Raw genomic sequence first — 14,744 nt, forward strand, 5'->3', positions numbered from 1 at the left:
GTCGTCAAATTGGAAGGGAATAAAATGAAAAAGCATTTTGACGCTTTGGCTAAAGCTTCATTAGAAAGTAGTCATCTTAACCTTGGTGAATGGTATGAAAGCTATGGTTTAGCACTGCACTTATTCAAGTCTGATAGCAAAATTTACACAAAGGCGATGAAAAAGCGAGACGGTCATAAAAAGCACATTGCAAAATATATTGAACCTAAGTTACTCACCACGGAAGGAGTAACTGAGGAGTTTAAAAAAATAATGCGTTGGAAGACCTTTGTTGAACGATGGGACGCATATTACGAACCTATTGCAAAGCCTCAAGATCGCGTGCATCACTTGTCTGCAGTATTGGAGGCTTTGTCCGATGAAGATGTTCCACGAGCTTTAATCGAAATCGATAATTTGCCGGTTGACTACTTGATCAACGATACTTTTTGGGGCGAGGTCATTCTCTTTATCGTTGCCGCAAGATCAGGAGATCAAGAGCAGGCCCGATCAATAACGCAAGGACTGTACAACATGGCGCAGAGCGATCACAACACAGCGTTACTTAGCCATTTGTTACCAGCTTTATGTAAGAAATATTTAGATGAAGAGTATTATCCATGGCAAATGAAGGCTCGTGTAGTGAACTGGAATGGAGAAACTTATCATTGTGTTCCGGTATTAATACACAACTTTGATGCTTTTGGTGGTCAAGAGTACATAAACCATACTCCTGTCAGACAACGTGCTCGCGTTGAAAGAAAACATAGCGTGGATTACGTGTATTCTACAGACCGTTATGGAAACCGAGGTCAAAGCATCGCGAGTGCGACTGCTAATGTTGGAATCGCCGTAGCGAGTGCGACAGGTAAAGTTATCGGCCATACTTTGCTTTTGGGCGCCGCAGGGGCGATATATCTAGCGTTAGCCGGTAAGATTCGAGTAAATCACTACAATAATTCCAATCATAAGATAGTCTTAAATCGTAAGACCGAGATGCCTGTCAATTCGTGTGGTTATATCGTGACTAAACAGAACAGTACTATTGAACCATGGCAGGATGAAGAGGGGAGCGAAAGCATAGACAATAGCTTTTCGTTTTTGAACTTCACAGATGGTTTGGCTTATCCATGTCGAAAGGGGTATGACATCCCAGATGAACAAGGGCTTATTCAATTATTATTTGATGAAATAATGTAATCATGATTTGTATTTATGAGTTTTTGAGCCTTTGCTTTCAATCAAATTAAACCATTAAATACGTCCACTCCAACAACATATCAACAATCGAAATCAATGGTTGGAGTCATCATATATTAGCACTTTGCGGTCTCCGTGCTTGGAGGCCGACTTTGTCGTGCTCAGCGTGTGAAACCCAGTTATGTCACATATAAGCTACCAACGGATAAGGATCTCATGTTTTCACCACCTTCACGTGTAACCACGCTTTCAAGAGGGCTGCTTGTCACTACTATTGCTCTTATTCAGGGATGTTCATCTACAGATAAAGTAACACCACCACAACCAACCTTGGAGCGAGGGCTTGGATTACCTGCAGATGCAAAACTAATCTCGAATCATAACTCAGCAGAGGGGCGAGAAATGTTTCGTGATATGCAGTTGGCGTTAAAATCGCGCAATCTTTATCAAACCATGGGAGGGGATATCTCTTACATCAAAGGACAGTGCCCTATTGATGTTATCGCCCACCGTGGCAGCTCTAATTATGCTGAAAACTCTCGTAATGCGATTCAAATGGCGGCGGTAAGTGGTTTTGATGGAGCAGAAATTGATGTGATGCTGACGCGTGATAAAGATTGGGTTGTACATCACGACATAGAAACAGGAAGAGCAACCGCTCGTAGTGATGGTAAGCGATATCGCGTGAGTCGTATGAAGAGTAGTGAGTGGAACTCTCTGAGTGGAAGGAGCCCTGACGGAACATTAGATGGGTATCGTCCCGCTTATTTCAATGAAGCCGTGAATGATTGGTACCATTACGCAACGATTGAACAACCCCTTAATATTGAAATAAAAACATCAGATGGCTCCATGGAAGATTTGTTTAAACTCGACGAAATGGCCAGACAAAGTCTCCCCTATAGAAACTATTTTTATTCATCAATGGATATGGACGTTCTGAAAAAAATGCGGGAAATCAATTCAAGTGTTTATCTTGGGTATGTATGGGAGCCTCATTCGGCGTCGGTTGCTCAGTTTAAGCGGGATGCAAAACGAGGCATGGGTTCTGATGATTATTATCAGAAAAATAAAAAGAATATCGATCGCGCCTTTGCTATGGAGGGGCGTTATCGTAAGCATAAGCCCAAACATTCCGCTAAAACGGTAAAACGAATACTTGGTCCCAATAGTGGCTTACATGTTGATATAAGAAGTTACCAACAATACGCCACAATTTATAGCCGTGCGAAAGCGCAAGGCATGAAGGTGGTGACTTATACGATTAACGGAACGGATTACCACCAAGATCAATTGGTCTCGTTAGCTAAGGCAGGTCGACCTCTGCCAGATGAGGCGATCATGGATACCAGTAAGTTCTCTATTTGTCAGCAGCTTGCTCCACAGCTTGTCGTTCAATCAAATGGCTACCAACCCACAACGTTAGCAGGCGAAACCGTTGCTGGCCTACCCAATGACGCTGATTTTCACCGACTCTATGAACAAATAGATTACCTCAAAGATGGCCATTACATCACTAACCGAGGTCTCATTAGGAGTGTGTCATATTCCAAGCCTGCTAGCGTGAAAGGTGTGAAAAAAAGAACGCAAACAACGCAGAGCACGAAGCCAGCAGTGCTGTTTGATATTCAAGATGAAGATTTAAATTTAAGTAACGATGCGATCAGCATTTCGATGCCGACAGAAAAATGATGTTTGATGAGAACAGGGATAGACAAATTATGGAAGCGTTAAGATGAAACCAGTTCCTAGCCAGGACGTAATAACCACAAATAATAAGAAGCCGAAATGGTTGGCTGTTTTGTTGTTTTTTTGTTCACTTCTTTATCTTTTTCCTGAAGTCGCTTTCAACGCCAAGTTGGTTGAAATTGCGGGTGGAATCGATGTTAGTGATGCTCAATTACATAAAACGGAGCTATTTGGCCGAACCATCTCAGGGATCGGGGTGACTTTAATTGTTGCGGATTTTCTACTTAAAGGATGGCTGACCACGACGAAGTTTCGCGCTATTTCATCGTTGGTCGTGATTACAGCTTTGGTTTGGCCAACGGTTTTTTTTGGTCAAAAGGCGGTAATAGATAAATGGTTGATTGAACCGAGTAGTGCAAAGCAGAGACAGGAGGCTTTCTTTTCCTCTGTACTGCGATCTAGTTTAGCGATGAATGCGATTAATATCGAAGGGATCCCTTATAACTCAGAGGCGAGTACCGAGTCGTCAGAAATGACTTTTCTCGCTTTGATCGGTGGGTTGGTTTACAGCAATGATGCATTCTTAAGTCATATTGATGATAAGAAAGTTCAAATTTTGGATCGTTATATTCAAAATCGAGCAAACGCCAATTTCGATGAGCACTATGCGAACTATAAAGTATTACGGAGTGAAGTTCAGCAATCGTGGCATCAATATCAAAAACATGTTGGGGCGTATAATCAGACGGTAGAGTCTCGCCATCAAAAGGCCAATCAAGCGTGGGAAGAGGTCGAGTCGACCGTCGCGACGGGGTATCGTGATTATCAACAGGCGAGTAAGGCCTATTTAACGAGAGCAGAGGCGAGAGCACAAAGAGTTGCACAACCTATTTTTGACCTATTTGATGATAAAGAACGCTGTTATAAACGCAAAGGAAGCTCAAGAGCCAATTGTATCAGCCGCATTGAAGATCGCTATGAACGCTTATTAAAAGATAACTCGATTCCCCACCAACCGATGGATTATTGGTTAGAGAAAACCTTTCGACGAACGAAAGGTGAAACATCTTGGGGGGAAGCATTCGGTTCTCTAGGCTTATCAGTTATCCAAGCCGGTATTGAGCAGGCGACAGGGCAAGCTGGAGAAGCCATTCAAGATAAAACGTATACCAATAGTGTCGCTCATTACACACCACGAATACTGGCAGTGTGGCAAAAACAGTTCTTAAAAGAGACCGGTTATCCTATGGGAATCGACTCTATGTCGGAGTTTCGCTCCCACTCTACAACAGCAAGTAAGGTTCGTACTCAAGTTCATCGAAAGGGGATCCATTTAGACTCCAATTGGCAAATAAACCAAATTAGCGTGTTTAAAAATGCAGTCAGAAACAAAGTTATGAAGGACACCAAAGCTCGTTGGCATGCCGAGGCAAAGCAGCGGGGTTACGACATTGAACCGAACTTATCTTGGAATGATTTTCAAAAAGTAGCCGAAGTTCAGCAACAAATAAAGAATCGTATGGGCGAACGTTATTACGTCGAGCCCATGATGGCGACGTGGAATAATAAGCAATTTTACCAACAGGTTATTGTTCCAAATGTGAGGCGTGAGAGAGATTATTGGCTAGGTTATATTGAGGCGTCACGCGCTCAGTTTGCTGATGATGGCCCTTATGCTGAACAAGGCAAAGCGGCATTGCGTTCTATCATTGTGCCGCCAATATCAATGGGACTATCGCTATTTCTCGTTGTCCTAACGGTGTTTAAGCTGCCAGGAAAATTTATCGTGTTGATGAATTACCATAAACCACAGCCAGCACCGAACTTGAAGAGCAAGGCTCTGAATATAGGCAGCTCGTTTATCGTCATATTCGTTATTCTTGTTGTGCCTGTGAATGTATTTTCATCCAAGTACACTCAAACGGACTCAACGATTGGCTTTTTCTTAGAGCAAGTCAGTGACACACTATCTCCGTCGGCTTCTTATGCCGTTCGTTGGGTGATACATACTCAACCGTTGATTCATCCACTTGGCGCTCAAATAGACAAAAGTATGCGTATTACTGATGGGTTTTCTGCCTCTTTGGAGCATTCGGTAGCGGAGTTGGATGGTGTTTTTGCTCGTTATTTAACTCAGCGTGCTGAGAGCGAACCGGTGAGTTCAGCTAAAAACAATAATGAAGCCCAAACGGAGTTTCCTATGTACATCAATTCAAATGCACAGAACCAACCGGGTTTTAAGGTTCGAATAATGAATATTAAGCCTAGGTACCAAGCCGGTATGCGATTGCCAGAGGGTAATTATGATGTTGAGGTCCGTGCCAATGGATACCAACCAAAGCGTTTATGGGTAAAGCACAGTAAAGGAAAAGCCTCTCACCGAATCGAACTTGAAAAGTTGGTTATTTAAGTCCGCGTCATAGAAAGTGAACAGAAGAAAATGATCTGCTCCTTCCACTAAAAAGGGTTTAGCGTTACTTGGCGCGGGAGCTGCTTTGGTAGCTGGTCACCCTGAACTTATCACCGCGAGCGTATCGGCAGACGGTGTTCAATTCGGTGGCATTATTGGCGCAAGTGCTCCAATAGTATTTGGCCTATGGGAAACCCTACGCAATGAGTTTAAGTAATGGCTGAGTATCAAACACTAATAATCGCTGTGGTCAGTGCCTTATCTAGCGGTGTAGGTGTAGGTATCACACTCAAAACAGATGTGAAGTGGCTGCGCCTGATGATGGAAAAGATGGATGAGAGATTAATTCGGCTTGAAAGAACAAAATAAAGTTTGAACTTCAACATGATTACAAGCATGAAAAAGCGACCTTATTATAGGTCGCTTATCTGAGAAGTTAATTAAGCTTATGAATTTAGCAGTTTTTTCTTCAAACTGTTCTCATATTGCTTCAAAGAGTAGATAAACATATTAGGTTGTTCTTTTGAGCGGATCATCCCCGCTTTTATATAGAACTCTTCTCGCCCTTCTCTGGCATGAAGAAATAATGCGTATACACCTACATCTCTTGAGGAAAGGAATGCTTGACGGATTGCTCGACCAAGAAGCCACTTGCCTAGACCCTGCCCTTGAACAGACTTACATACTGCTATTTTACTTAGCAGTATGCAAGGAACTGAACTATAGGGGAATTTACGTCTTTCTTTGTTTGATATGTGTTTCTTTTCAAACGAACTGCTAGCTAAAGTGAAATAACCGACAACTCTTTTCGGTTGTCCTTCTTCACCTTGTGTGACACATAGGTGCGGGATTGAAACCCTTCGTTCGTGTTCTTTAGCTAAGTTCTTCGTTAAATATTCATTTAACGAACACACACCACAATCAAATTGCGTAAAATCATACGTTGCTTCAGGATCAAAGCGTTCGACTTCTAATTTTTGATCTTTACCGTCCAAGTTTCCTCCAATGACATTCCGATAATTTCTTGCATCAGCTCTGTAGGGTCTGCAGGATTTTCTAACGCTTCCATGACAGAATCCCATTGCTTTGCTTGTATTTGTAACCTTTTTCTCTCGCTAATAACTTCTTGAGCTCTAGCTACTGTTGTTTCTGATACAAATTTACTAACTGTAGTATTTGAAAGTAGCGCTGCTTCTTCTAAAGCGCTTTTTTCACTTTCAGATAGGCGAAATTCAACTCTCTCTTTTTTTAATGCACTCATCTTTTACTCCTTGCGCCTTAACGCGCAGCGGAAACTCCAACTATATGTATATACCTAAATGGAATATTATCTATTTGGTTAACTATTTTATGAATAAAATTTTGTACGGTCACTCTCCGTACAAAATGGATTCTCGTCTGCATAGGATAAAAAGTCAACTAATTTGTACGTTATTTTACCGTAAGATAACAAAGTGAAATTGACCTTACTTTAGGGGTTTTGTGTGTGATTTATGCGGAAAAAGTTGCGTATAAACCTGCCACAAAATGTTCAAGTTTCTATGTCCATTGACCTGTGCCACTTCCTCAATCGAGTACCCTTTTTCAAACAGCCGACTTGCCCCCTCTCTTCGTAAATCGTGGTACCTCAAATCCTCTATACCTAATTCATTCCTAACTCGTTGAAAGCCTGCGCTGACACTTCGTGAGTTATACGGGAAAATAAGTTCGTCTTTGTTCCTGAATGTTTTCGATTCCCTGTGTATAATCGCCGAATTCTTTTTGACTACAATGTCCACTGTGAAGCGTGATTCACCGCTTTTTAGTGTTCTTTTTTTAATGCTAAATGATGCCATTCGTCCTACTCCATCGATACGTACTATATGCGTACTGAAAGGGTGAGTTTGGGGCAACTCTAGCAAATTGCTGTATATATATGCAGTATATAGATTTCGAGTAACACCTTATGAAACCTGACAATACTAGTAAATACGCGGCTAACCGCTTATCCGTTGCACCCATGCTCGATTGGACTGACCGCCACTGTCGTTACTTTCACCGTTTGCTTTCTCAGCAGACTCTTCTGTACACGGAAATGGTAACAACGGGCGCGATCTTACATGGTAAGGGCGACTTCCTAGAATATAACGAGCAAGAACATCCTCTTGCACTTCAACTCGGTGGTTCAAACCCGGTTGATCTTGCTGCTTGTGCCAAGCTTGCTGGTGAACGCGGTTATGATGAAGTGAATCTTAACGTCGGTTGCCCTTCAGACCGAGTTCAGAATGGTCGATTTGGTGCATGCTTGATGGCTGAGCCCGAGTTGGTGGCAGATTGTGTTTCAGCGATGAAAGAAGTCACTGATATTCCAATTACCGTGAAAACGCGTATCGGTATCGATGACCAAGACTCTTATGAGTTTCTAACTAAGTTTGTTTCGACGGTTTCTGAAAAAGGTGGCTGTGAGCAATTTACTATTCACGCGCGTAAAGCGTGGTTGAGTGGCCTTAGCCCGAAAGAGAACCGTGAGATCCCACCGCTAGATTACGATCGTGCATACCAAATCAAGAAAGATTTCTCTGATCTGGTGATTGCCGTGAATGGTGGCGTTACTACTCTTGAGCAAACTAAAGAGCACTTGCAACACCTTGATGGTGTGATGATTGGTCGTGAGGCTTACCATAGCCCATTTATTTTGGCTGAAGTTGATCAACAGATCTTTGGTTTAGACACACCAATTAAGAAGCGCTCACAGGTTGTCGAAGAGATGTACCCGTACATCGAGCGTGAACTTTCAAATGGCGCAAGTTTAGGTCACATCTCTCGTCACATGCTTGGTTTGTTTCAAAGCATGCCTGGTGCAAGACAATGGCGTCGCTACATCAGTGAAAACGCACATAAGAAAGGTGCAGGTATTGAAGTGATGCAAACAGCATTGGCTAAGATCCCTAAAGAGCTAAATGTTTAAGCTCCCTCTAAGTTAAAAACTTAAGGTTAAATTCGCCACTAGAGGCTAAATTTACCACTGTAAGTTTCTGAAAAGCCACGCATGAAGATGTGTGGCTTTTTATTTATCTGATAAATAAGGGTTTTATTGGTTTGGCACACTTGGTATGGAAGCTGCAATGTTAGAAAGTAGGAAAGATAGGTCATTAACTCATTAGGGAGACCATTATGTTTGAATTAATCTTTGTTCTTATTTTCGTTGCGACTCTACTTGTCACTGGTATTACGTTTATGACGGTATTGGCTGCAACCGGAGTGGCGTTATTAGTCATGTTGGTCTTAGGTATGATGGGCGTCGTGTTTAAGTTACTGCCTTGGTTGATCGTGATTGCAATCGGTGTGTGGTTTTTCAAAAATTTTGTACACAGTTCTAACCAGAGACGTTACTAAGGTCATCGTGCCGTCAAATCTTTACTCGTCAGCGGTTTATCGTTTTAGAATTTAAGATGTGTGGTAGAATTTTCCCCAATAATCTATGAATGTGCATACAATTAGCACTACGATATGGAATTGGAGCTATCTCAAATGAATAAAATGCCATTAATTGCTTTAGTGGGAATGCTATCTTTAAGCTCGGCAGTGTCTGCTGAAGAAGAGTTTTCTTACACGGCTAAAGTCGGTGCCGATATGTGGTGGGGAAGTACAAAGCTAAACGAAGTTAGACAAGATGATGACTCTAACTCACCTTCGTTGTATTTCGCATTTGAGCATAATGCCCCGATGCTACCAAACGCTAGCTTTCGCTATACTTCTGTTGATGCAGATTCATTGGCTTTCGATAAGTACGATTACACCTTCTATTACACGTTGTTAGATCACAAGCTGATGAACTTCGATGCGGGTGTGACGTTTACTCAGTATTCAAACTCGAATTACATCGAACCGAAAACGGGTGGCGCTCAAACAAGCTTTGATGAATTCACTTGGAGCTTCTACGGCAACGCAGAGATCAACGTTCCTGAGACCAATTTCGATATCATCGGTACGATGGAGTTTGGTGATAGCAGTGGTATTAAGAGCACTGACTTGATGGCGGGTGTTCAGTACCGAATTCCAGTATCAGAATCTGAAATTGCCCTGCGTGGTGGTTACCGTGTTATCGATTTAGATTCGGATGAGTTCTTCTCTTCAGAGGTTGGCAAAGAGTTTGTCATGGTTGATGGCTGGTTTGCTGGCGCTGAAGTGCGCTTCTAGGCCATATAAAGCAAATTTAGAACGAATTTTGAGAACGCCACTTTATTAAGTGGCGTTTTTTATATCTATTGGTTATATCCTTCTGGAATTAGTTAGCACATTCATCACTTTCGACCATCCTTTATACAGAGAGCTAATTAGCGTCTATTCTTATAAGGTCTATGTTGTGAGGTCAAAGCAAGGGATGGAATATGACACTCAATGAATTACGAAATTTATATAGAGAAAATCTGTTAGTTGAAGCGATCATAGAGCCCTCAATTCAAGAAGGGTCTTGGGTTGTGGAGTTTCGCCATATGGGAGGTGGCTTTGTTCTGCTTACTGATGTTCATGGTGAAGAGTGCCATTACGCGGATTTAGACCTAGCATCTAAATCGGCAATGGCGGTTGGCTTTCAGCAAGTGCGTATTGAAAACCAGTAAGTCAATTTGCGTTTCAATCGGTTTTTACTTCCAAAAAGTTATAAAACATACTTTTCTATTCTTTCTTGTTATTAAAAGGAGTGGTTAATCTATCGTCACGCAATGATTAGGGATGTCGTGACCATGTCTTTAAATAAGAAAGAGTCTTCACAAAATAATAATGCACAGTCTGGGGCTAATGAGTTACCTGGGCTAGCAGCACCACTTAATGACCAACAATTGGGTCATCTTCAGCAAACTGTTTCTGAACTGTCTTCACAGCAACTGGCATGGGTCAGTGGTTACCTTTGGGGAGTGAGCCAAGCTCAGCCTGTCGGTGCTGCTGCCCCAATCGCTCAAGCGGCCGCTGCAGTAGCGGCTAAGCCAGCGGGTAAGCTCAGCATTATCTTCGCTTCTCAAACCGGTAATGCTAAAGGCGTCGCTGAATCGCTCGAGGCAGAAGCAAAAGCCTTAGGTATCGCCGTCGAGCTTTTCGATGCGAGTGATTATAAAGGTAAGAACTTAGCCAAAGAGACACACGTCATTTTCGTCGCTTCAACCAATGGTGAGGGCGAAGCCCCTGATAACGCGATTGAGTTGCATGAATTCCTTCAATCGAAGAAAGCGCCAAAATTATCAAACCTACAATACGGTGTGATTGGTTTAGGTGACTCAAGCTATGAGTTCTTCTGCCAAACGGCTAAAGACTTCGATAACTTCCTCGCTAAGCTTGGTGCGAAATCGTTTGTCGATCGCCTTGATTGTGATGTTGATTACGAAGAGTCAGCAACGGAATGGCGCGCTAAAGCGTTATCACAAGTTCAAGAAACGCTATCGACAGGTGCCGAGGCTGATATCGTTCAGTTGCCAGTAGGCCAAGCAGCTGCCGGTCATTCGCAATACACCAAACAAAATCCATATACAGCGACACTATTAACCAGTCAAAAGATCACGGGTCGTGACTCGGGTAAAGATGTTCGTCATATCGAGATTGATCTTGATGAGTCGGGCATTACCTACCAACCCGGCGATGCGCTAGGCGTATGGTATGAAAACAGTTCGGAGCTCGCAAATCAGATTCTTTCTAAGGTTGGGTTATCGGGTATCGAAAGTGTCGATGTCGATGGTGAGAATCTATCTATCCATAGTGCGCTAGTGAGTAAATTTGAGATTACCACTTCAAACCCTCAACTTGTGACTAAGTTTGCTGAGTTATCGGGCAGCAAGAAGTTAATCAAGCTGGTGGAAGATAAAGACAAGCTTCGTGAATACGCGGGTAATACTCAAGTTGTCGATGTTTTAGCTGAGAAGAAAACTAAGCTATCGGCTGATGAGTTAATCGGCCTGTTACGTAAGCTGACACCGCGTCTCTATTCTATTGCATCAAGCCAAGCAGAAGTAGATGAAGAAGTTCACTTGACGGTTGGTTTGGTTGAATACCAAAAAGGCGAAGAGTCTCGTTTAGGCGGAGCTTCTAGCTTCTTAGCTCAACGTCTTGAAGAGGGTGGTGAAGTGAAGGTGTTTGTTGAGAACAACAATAACTTCAAATTACCACAAGACGACAATACACCAATCATCATGGTCGGCCCGGGTACCGGTATCGCACCGTTCCGCAGTTTTGTTCAAGAGCGTGAAAACAATGATGCTGAAGGAAAAAGCTGGTTGTTCTTTGGTGACCGTACCTTTACTCAAGATTTCTTATACCAAGTTGAATGGCAAAAGTACCTCAAGTCTGGCGCGCTAACTAAGCTCGATGTTGCCTTTAGCCGTGATCAAAAAGAAAAGGTTTATGTTCAGGACCGTTTAATCGAACAAGCAGAGCAGGTGTGGCAATGGCTGCAAGAGGGCGCGTACCTCTATGTCTGTGGCGATGCGACTCGAATGGCTAAAGATGTTCATGAAGCGTTAGTTTCGATAGCGGAAAAGCATGGCAACCAGAGCCGCGAGCAAGCTGAACAATATATTAATGATTTACGTAAAGCGAAACGTTACCAAAGGGATGTGTACTAATGAGCAAGCAAGTAATAGAGCAAGAAGTGCTAGGTCAAGTACTTGGACCTTTGGCTGACAATGAGCGTCTTAAGCGTGAAAGTAATAACCTACGCGGTACGATTGAACAAGATCTCCAAGACCGCATAACAGGTGGCTTTACTGCTGATAACTTTCAGTTGATTCGTTTCCACGGTATGTATCAACAAGACGACCGTGATATTCGTAACGAACGTACCAAACAAAAGTTCGAACCGTTACATAACGTCATGCTTCGTGCTCGTATGCCTGGTGGCATCATTACCCCTAAGCAGTGGTTGGCGATTGATAAGTTCGCAGACGAAAGTACCTCTTACGGTTCAATTCGTCTAACAACTCGTCAAACGTTTCAGTTCCACGGTGTCTTGAAGCCGAACATTAAGTTGATGCACCAAACGCTAAATAGCATTGGCATTGATTCAATTGCGACAGCGGGTGATGTAAACCGAAATGTTCTATGTACGACAAACCCGGTTGAATCTGAACTTCATCAAGAAGCTTACGAGTGGGCGAAAAAGATCAGTGAACATCTATTACCGAAGACTCGTGCTTATGCAGAAATCTGGTTAGATGGTGAAAAACTAGAAACAACGGATGAAGAACCTATCCTTGGTAGCAACTACCTACCGCGTAAGTTCAAGACGACGGTTGTCATTCCTCCGCAAAATGATGTGGACGTCCATGCTAACGATCTTAACTTTGTTGCTATTGCTGAAGACGGAAAGCTGGTGGGCTTTAATGTGTTAGTCGGTGGCGGTCTTGCTATGACACATGGTGATACCTCTACTTATGCACGTAAAGCTGACGACTTTGGTTTTGTGCCATTAGATAAAACGTTAGATGTAGCAGCGGCGGTGGTAACGACTCAGCGTGACTGGGGTAACCGTTCAAACCGTAAGAATGCAAAAACCAAATACACACTAGACCGTGTTGGTATTGATGTATTCAAAGCAGAAGTAGAAAAGCGTGCAGGCGTAGAATTTTCTGAAAGCCGTCCTTATGAGTTTACTGGCCGTGGTGATCGCATTGGTTGGGCGGAAGGCATTGATGGTAAGCACCACTTGGCGTTATTCATCGAGAATGGTCGTTTACTTGATTTTCCGGGTAAAGCTCTGAAAACAGGTGTTGCTGAAATAGCGAAGATCCACAAAGGTGACTTCCGCATGACTGCAAACCAAAACCTAATTGTTGCGGGTGTGTCGACGAGTCAAAAGGCCAAGATTGAAAAACTGGCGCGTCAATATGGTCTGATGGATGATGCCGTTTCCGAGCAGCGTAAAAACTCAATGGCTTGTGTGGCATTCCCAACATGTCCTTTAGCAATGGCAGAAGCTGAGCGTTTTCTTCCTGAGTTTGTAACGGATGTTGAAGACATTCTGAAAAAACATGGATTACCAGAAGAAGATAACATCATCCTTCGAATCACAGGTTGTCCAAACGGTTGTGGTCGTGCAATGTTGGCTGAACTTGGTTTAGTGGGTAAGGCTCCGGGGCGTTACAACATGCACCTAGGTGGCAACAAGGCCGGAACTCGTATCCCTAAGATGTATAAAGAGAACATCACATCAGCTCAGATCTTAGAAGAGATTGATGCGCTGGTGGGACGTTGGGCTACAGAACGCAACGACAAAGAAGGGTTCGGTGATTTTACAATCCGAGCTGGCATCATCGAAGAGGTGATCATTTCCAAGAGGGATCTGCATGCATAATTCTGTCGCTTCAAAATTGAAGTTAGCAGAGCTACTCGCATTGACTAAGACGGAGCAAATACTTCGTCTTGGACAAATCAACGCAGAGTTAGAGCAGCTAACCGCATTAGAAAGAGTTAAGTGGGCTTTAGATAATTTAGAAGGGACACATGTTGTGTCTTCTAGTTTCGGAATCCAAGCAGCATTGATGTTGCACCTAGTGACCCAAGCAAAACCAGATATTCCGGTTATTTTGACTGACACAGGGTATCTATTTCCGGAGACCTATCGCTTTATTGATGAGTTAAGTCAGAAGTTGACTCTAAACCTTCAAGTATTTCGCGCCCAACAGAGCCCTAATTGGCAAGAAGCGCAATATGGAAAACTTTGGGATCAAGGTATAGAAGGGATAGAGAAGTACAACAAGCTTAATAAAGTTGAACCGATGAGAAGAGCGTTGGATGAGCTCGAGGCTGGGACATGGTTTTCCGGTTTAAGAAGAGAGCAATCTCAATCGCGTGCAAATTTGCCAATCTTATCTATCCAAAATGGTGTGTTTAAATTTTTGCCGGTAATCGATTGGACGAATAAAGATGTTCACTATTACCTAGAAGAGCATGGTCTCGGTTATCACCCGCTTCGAGAGCAGGGTTACCTTTCTGTTGGAGATACACATACAACTAAGAAGTGGGAACCGGGTATGACTGAAGAGGAAACTCGTTTTAATGGGTTGAAACGCGAATGTGGTCTCCATGAAGATGATGGAGAGCAATATGGTTCTGGGATTTAGACTCGTTGCCATTTAAAAAGCTGCCATGAGGCAGCTTTTTTGTTTTCTAGGATGAAAATTAGATCAATTGTGGATAAGTCTGTGGTTATTTTGTAAGTACTCTGTAGTTAAACTTGCACAAATAAGGCCTTGAGTGTTTATTCGCCATGTGATCGTTATTTTTGCATCTTTCTTTAATAAACACTTGCCAATGTGATGAACATCTCTATAATGCCGCCTCACTGACACGGCAGACGCCACAAGGCTTCAGCGCAGAATGTTAGTAAGGCAACTAGCTTTAAGCGATAATTCGCTCCTACTTTTAGAAAGTAGAAATTAATTTTCAAAAGTGTTTGACACTGAGAATTAAATCGCTAAAATAGCCGCCTCTTCCGAAGTGA

15 protein-coding genes are annotated in these 14,744 nt (G+C 42.8%); 12 read left to right on the top strand and 3 right to left on the bottom strand.

The window, feature by feature from the left end:
- The first annotated feature begins 24 nt into the window (after window positions 1-24).
- From AB4507_RS20440 to AB4507_RS20460, 5 genes are all read left to right on the top strand, one after another.
- Window positions 25-1,179 carry a hypothetical protein gene (locus tag AB4507_RS20440; protein WP_102394619.1) on the top strand — a complete coding sequence of 385 codons (1,155 nt, stop codon included), beginning with the start codon at window positions 25-27 and terminating at the stop codon, window positions 1,177-1,179.
- 216 nt (window positions 1,180-1,395) lie between these two features.
- A complete protein-coding gene (locus AB4507_RS20445) occupies window positions 1,396-2,871 on the top strand; it encodes a glycerophosphodiester phosphodiesterase (protein WP_372183220.1) in 1,476 nt (491 codons plus the stop codon).
- A gap of 43 nt (window positions 2,872-2,914) precedes the next feature.
- A complete protein-coding gene (locus tag AB4507_RS20450; RefSeq protein WP_372131887.1) occupies window positions 2,915-5,278 on the top strand; it encodes a hypothetical protein in 2,364 nt (787 codons plus the stop codon).
- Between the two features lie 85 nt (window positions 5,279-5,363).
- On the top strand, window positions 5,364-5,495 hold the full coding sequence (locus AB4507_RS20455) for a hypothetical protein (protein WP_017059946.1): 132 nt from the start codon (window positions 5,364-5,366) through the stop codon (window positions 5,493-5,495).
- Complete coding sequence (locus tag AB4507_RS20460) at window positions 5,495-5,647, top strand: hypothetical protein (RefSeq protein ID WP_372084223.1); 153 nt, start codon at window positions 5,495-5,497, stop codon at window positions 5,645-5,647. The genes AB4507_RS20455 and AB4507_RS20460 overlap by 1 nt, the downstream gene beginning before the upstream one ends.
- A gap of 77 nt (window positions 5,648-5,724) precedes the next feature.
- Here AB4507_RS20460 and AB4507_RS20465 read toward each other — a convergent pair whose 3' ends face one another.
- The 3 genes from AB4507_RS20465 to AB4507_RS20475 all read right to left on the bottom strand — a co-directional run bounded on the left by AB4507_RS20465 (window position 5,725) and on the right by AB4507_RS20475 (window position 7,113).
- Entirely contained in the window at window positions 5,725-6,273 is a 549-nt protein-coding gene (locus AB4507_RS20465) for a GNAT family N-acetyltransferase (RefSeq protein WP_170963322.1), read from the bottom strand.
- Window positions 6,249-6,539: a DUF1778 domain-containing protein gene (locus AB4507_RS20470; protein ID WP_086050176.1), complete on the bottom strand. Its 291-nt coding sequence runs from the start codon at window positions 6,537-6,539 to the stop codon at window positions 6,249-6,251. Before AB4507_RS20470 ends, AB4507_RS20465 begins: the two co-directional genes overlap by 25 nt.
- A 205-nt stretch (window positions 6,540-6,744) precedes the next feature.
- A complete protein-coding gene (locus tag AB4507_RS20475) occupies window positions 6,745-7,113 on the bottom strand; it encodes a tyrosine-type recombinase/integrase (RefSeq protein WP_372183222.1) in 369 nt (122 codons plus the stop codon).
- A gap of 110 nt (window positions 7,114-7,223) precedes the next feature.
- Here AB4507_RS20475 and dusA point away from each other — a divergent pair, with 110 nt between their 5' ends.
- The 7 genes from dusA (at window position 7,224) to AB4507_RS20510 (ending at window position 14,364) form a co-directional block, all read left to right on the top strand.
- The gene (gene dusA / locus AB4507_RS20480) at window positions 7,224-8,225 is read left to right on the top strand and encodes a tRNA dihydrouridine(20/20a) synthase DusA (RefSeq protein WP_016787865.1); all 1,002 of its coding nucleotides are present in this window, start codon (window positions 7,224-7,226) and stop codon (window positions 8,223-8,225) included.
- A 206-nt stretch (window positions 8,226-8,431) separates the two neighbouring features.
- Complete coding sequence (gene pspG, locus AB4507_RS20485; RefSeq protein WP_017059950.1) at window positions 8,432-8,653, top strand: envelope stress response protein PspG; 222 nt, start codon at window positions 8,432-8,434, stop codon at window positions 8,651-8,653.
- A gap of 135 nt (window positions 8,654-8,788) precedes the next feature.
- A complete protein-coding gene (locus AB4507_RS20490) occupies window positions 8,789-9,457 on the top strand; it encodes a TIGR04219 family outer membrane beta-barrel protein (protein ID WP_372170809.1) in 669 nt (222 codons plus the stop codon).
- Between the two features lie 191 nt (window positions 9,458-9,648).
- Window positions 9,649-9,879, top strand: coding sequence for a hypothetical protein (locus tag AB4507_RS20495; protein WP_004735813.1), 231 nt, complete (start codon window positions 9,649-9,651; stop codon window positions 9,877-9,879).
- 123 nt (window positions 9,880-10,002) lie between these two features.
- A complete protein-coding gene (locus AB4507_RS20500) occupies window positions 10,003-11,868 on the top strand; it encodes an assimilatory sulfite reductase (NADPH) flavoprotein subunit (RefSeq protein ID WP_017059952.1) in 1,866 nt (621 codons plus the stop codon).
- On the top strand, window positions 11,868-13,595 hold the full coding sequence (gene cysI, locus AB4507_RS20505) for an assimilatory sulfite reductase (NADPH) hemoprotein subunit (RefSeq protein WP_372183224.1): 1,728 nt from the start codon (window positions 11,868-11,870) through the stop codon (window positions 13,593-13,595). The genes AB4507_RS20500 and cysI overlap by 1 nt, the downstream gene beginning before the upstream one ends.
- Complete coding sequence (locus tag AB4507_RS20510; protein ID WP_017059954.1) at window positions 13,588-14,364, top strand: phosphoadenylyl-sulfate reductase; 777 nt, start codon at window positions 13,588-13,590, stop codon at window positions 14,362-14,364. Before cysI ends, AB4507_RS20510 begins: the two co-directional genes overlap by 8 nt.
- The last annotated feature ends 380 nt before the right edge of the window (window positions 14,365-14,744 follow it).

Origin of the sequence: Vibrio sp. 10N.222.54.A3 (genome assembly GCF_041474095.1) — a bacterium.
GTDB lineage: Bacteria > Pseudomonadota > Gammaproteobacteria > Enterobacterales > Vibrionaceae > Vibrio > Vibrio crassostreae_C.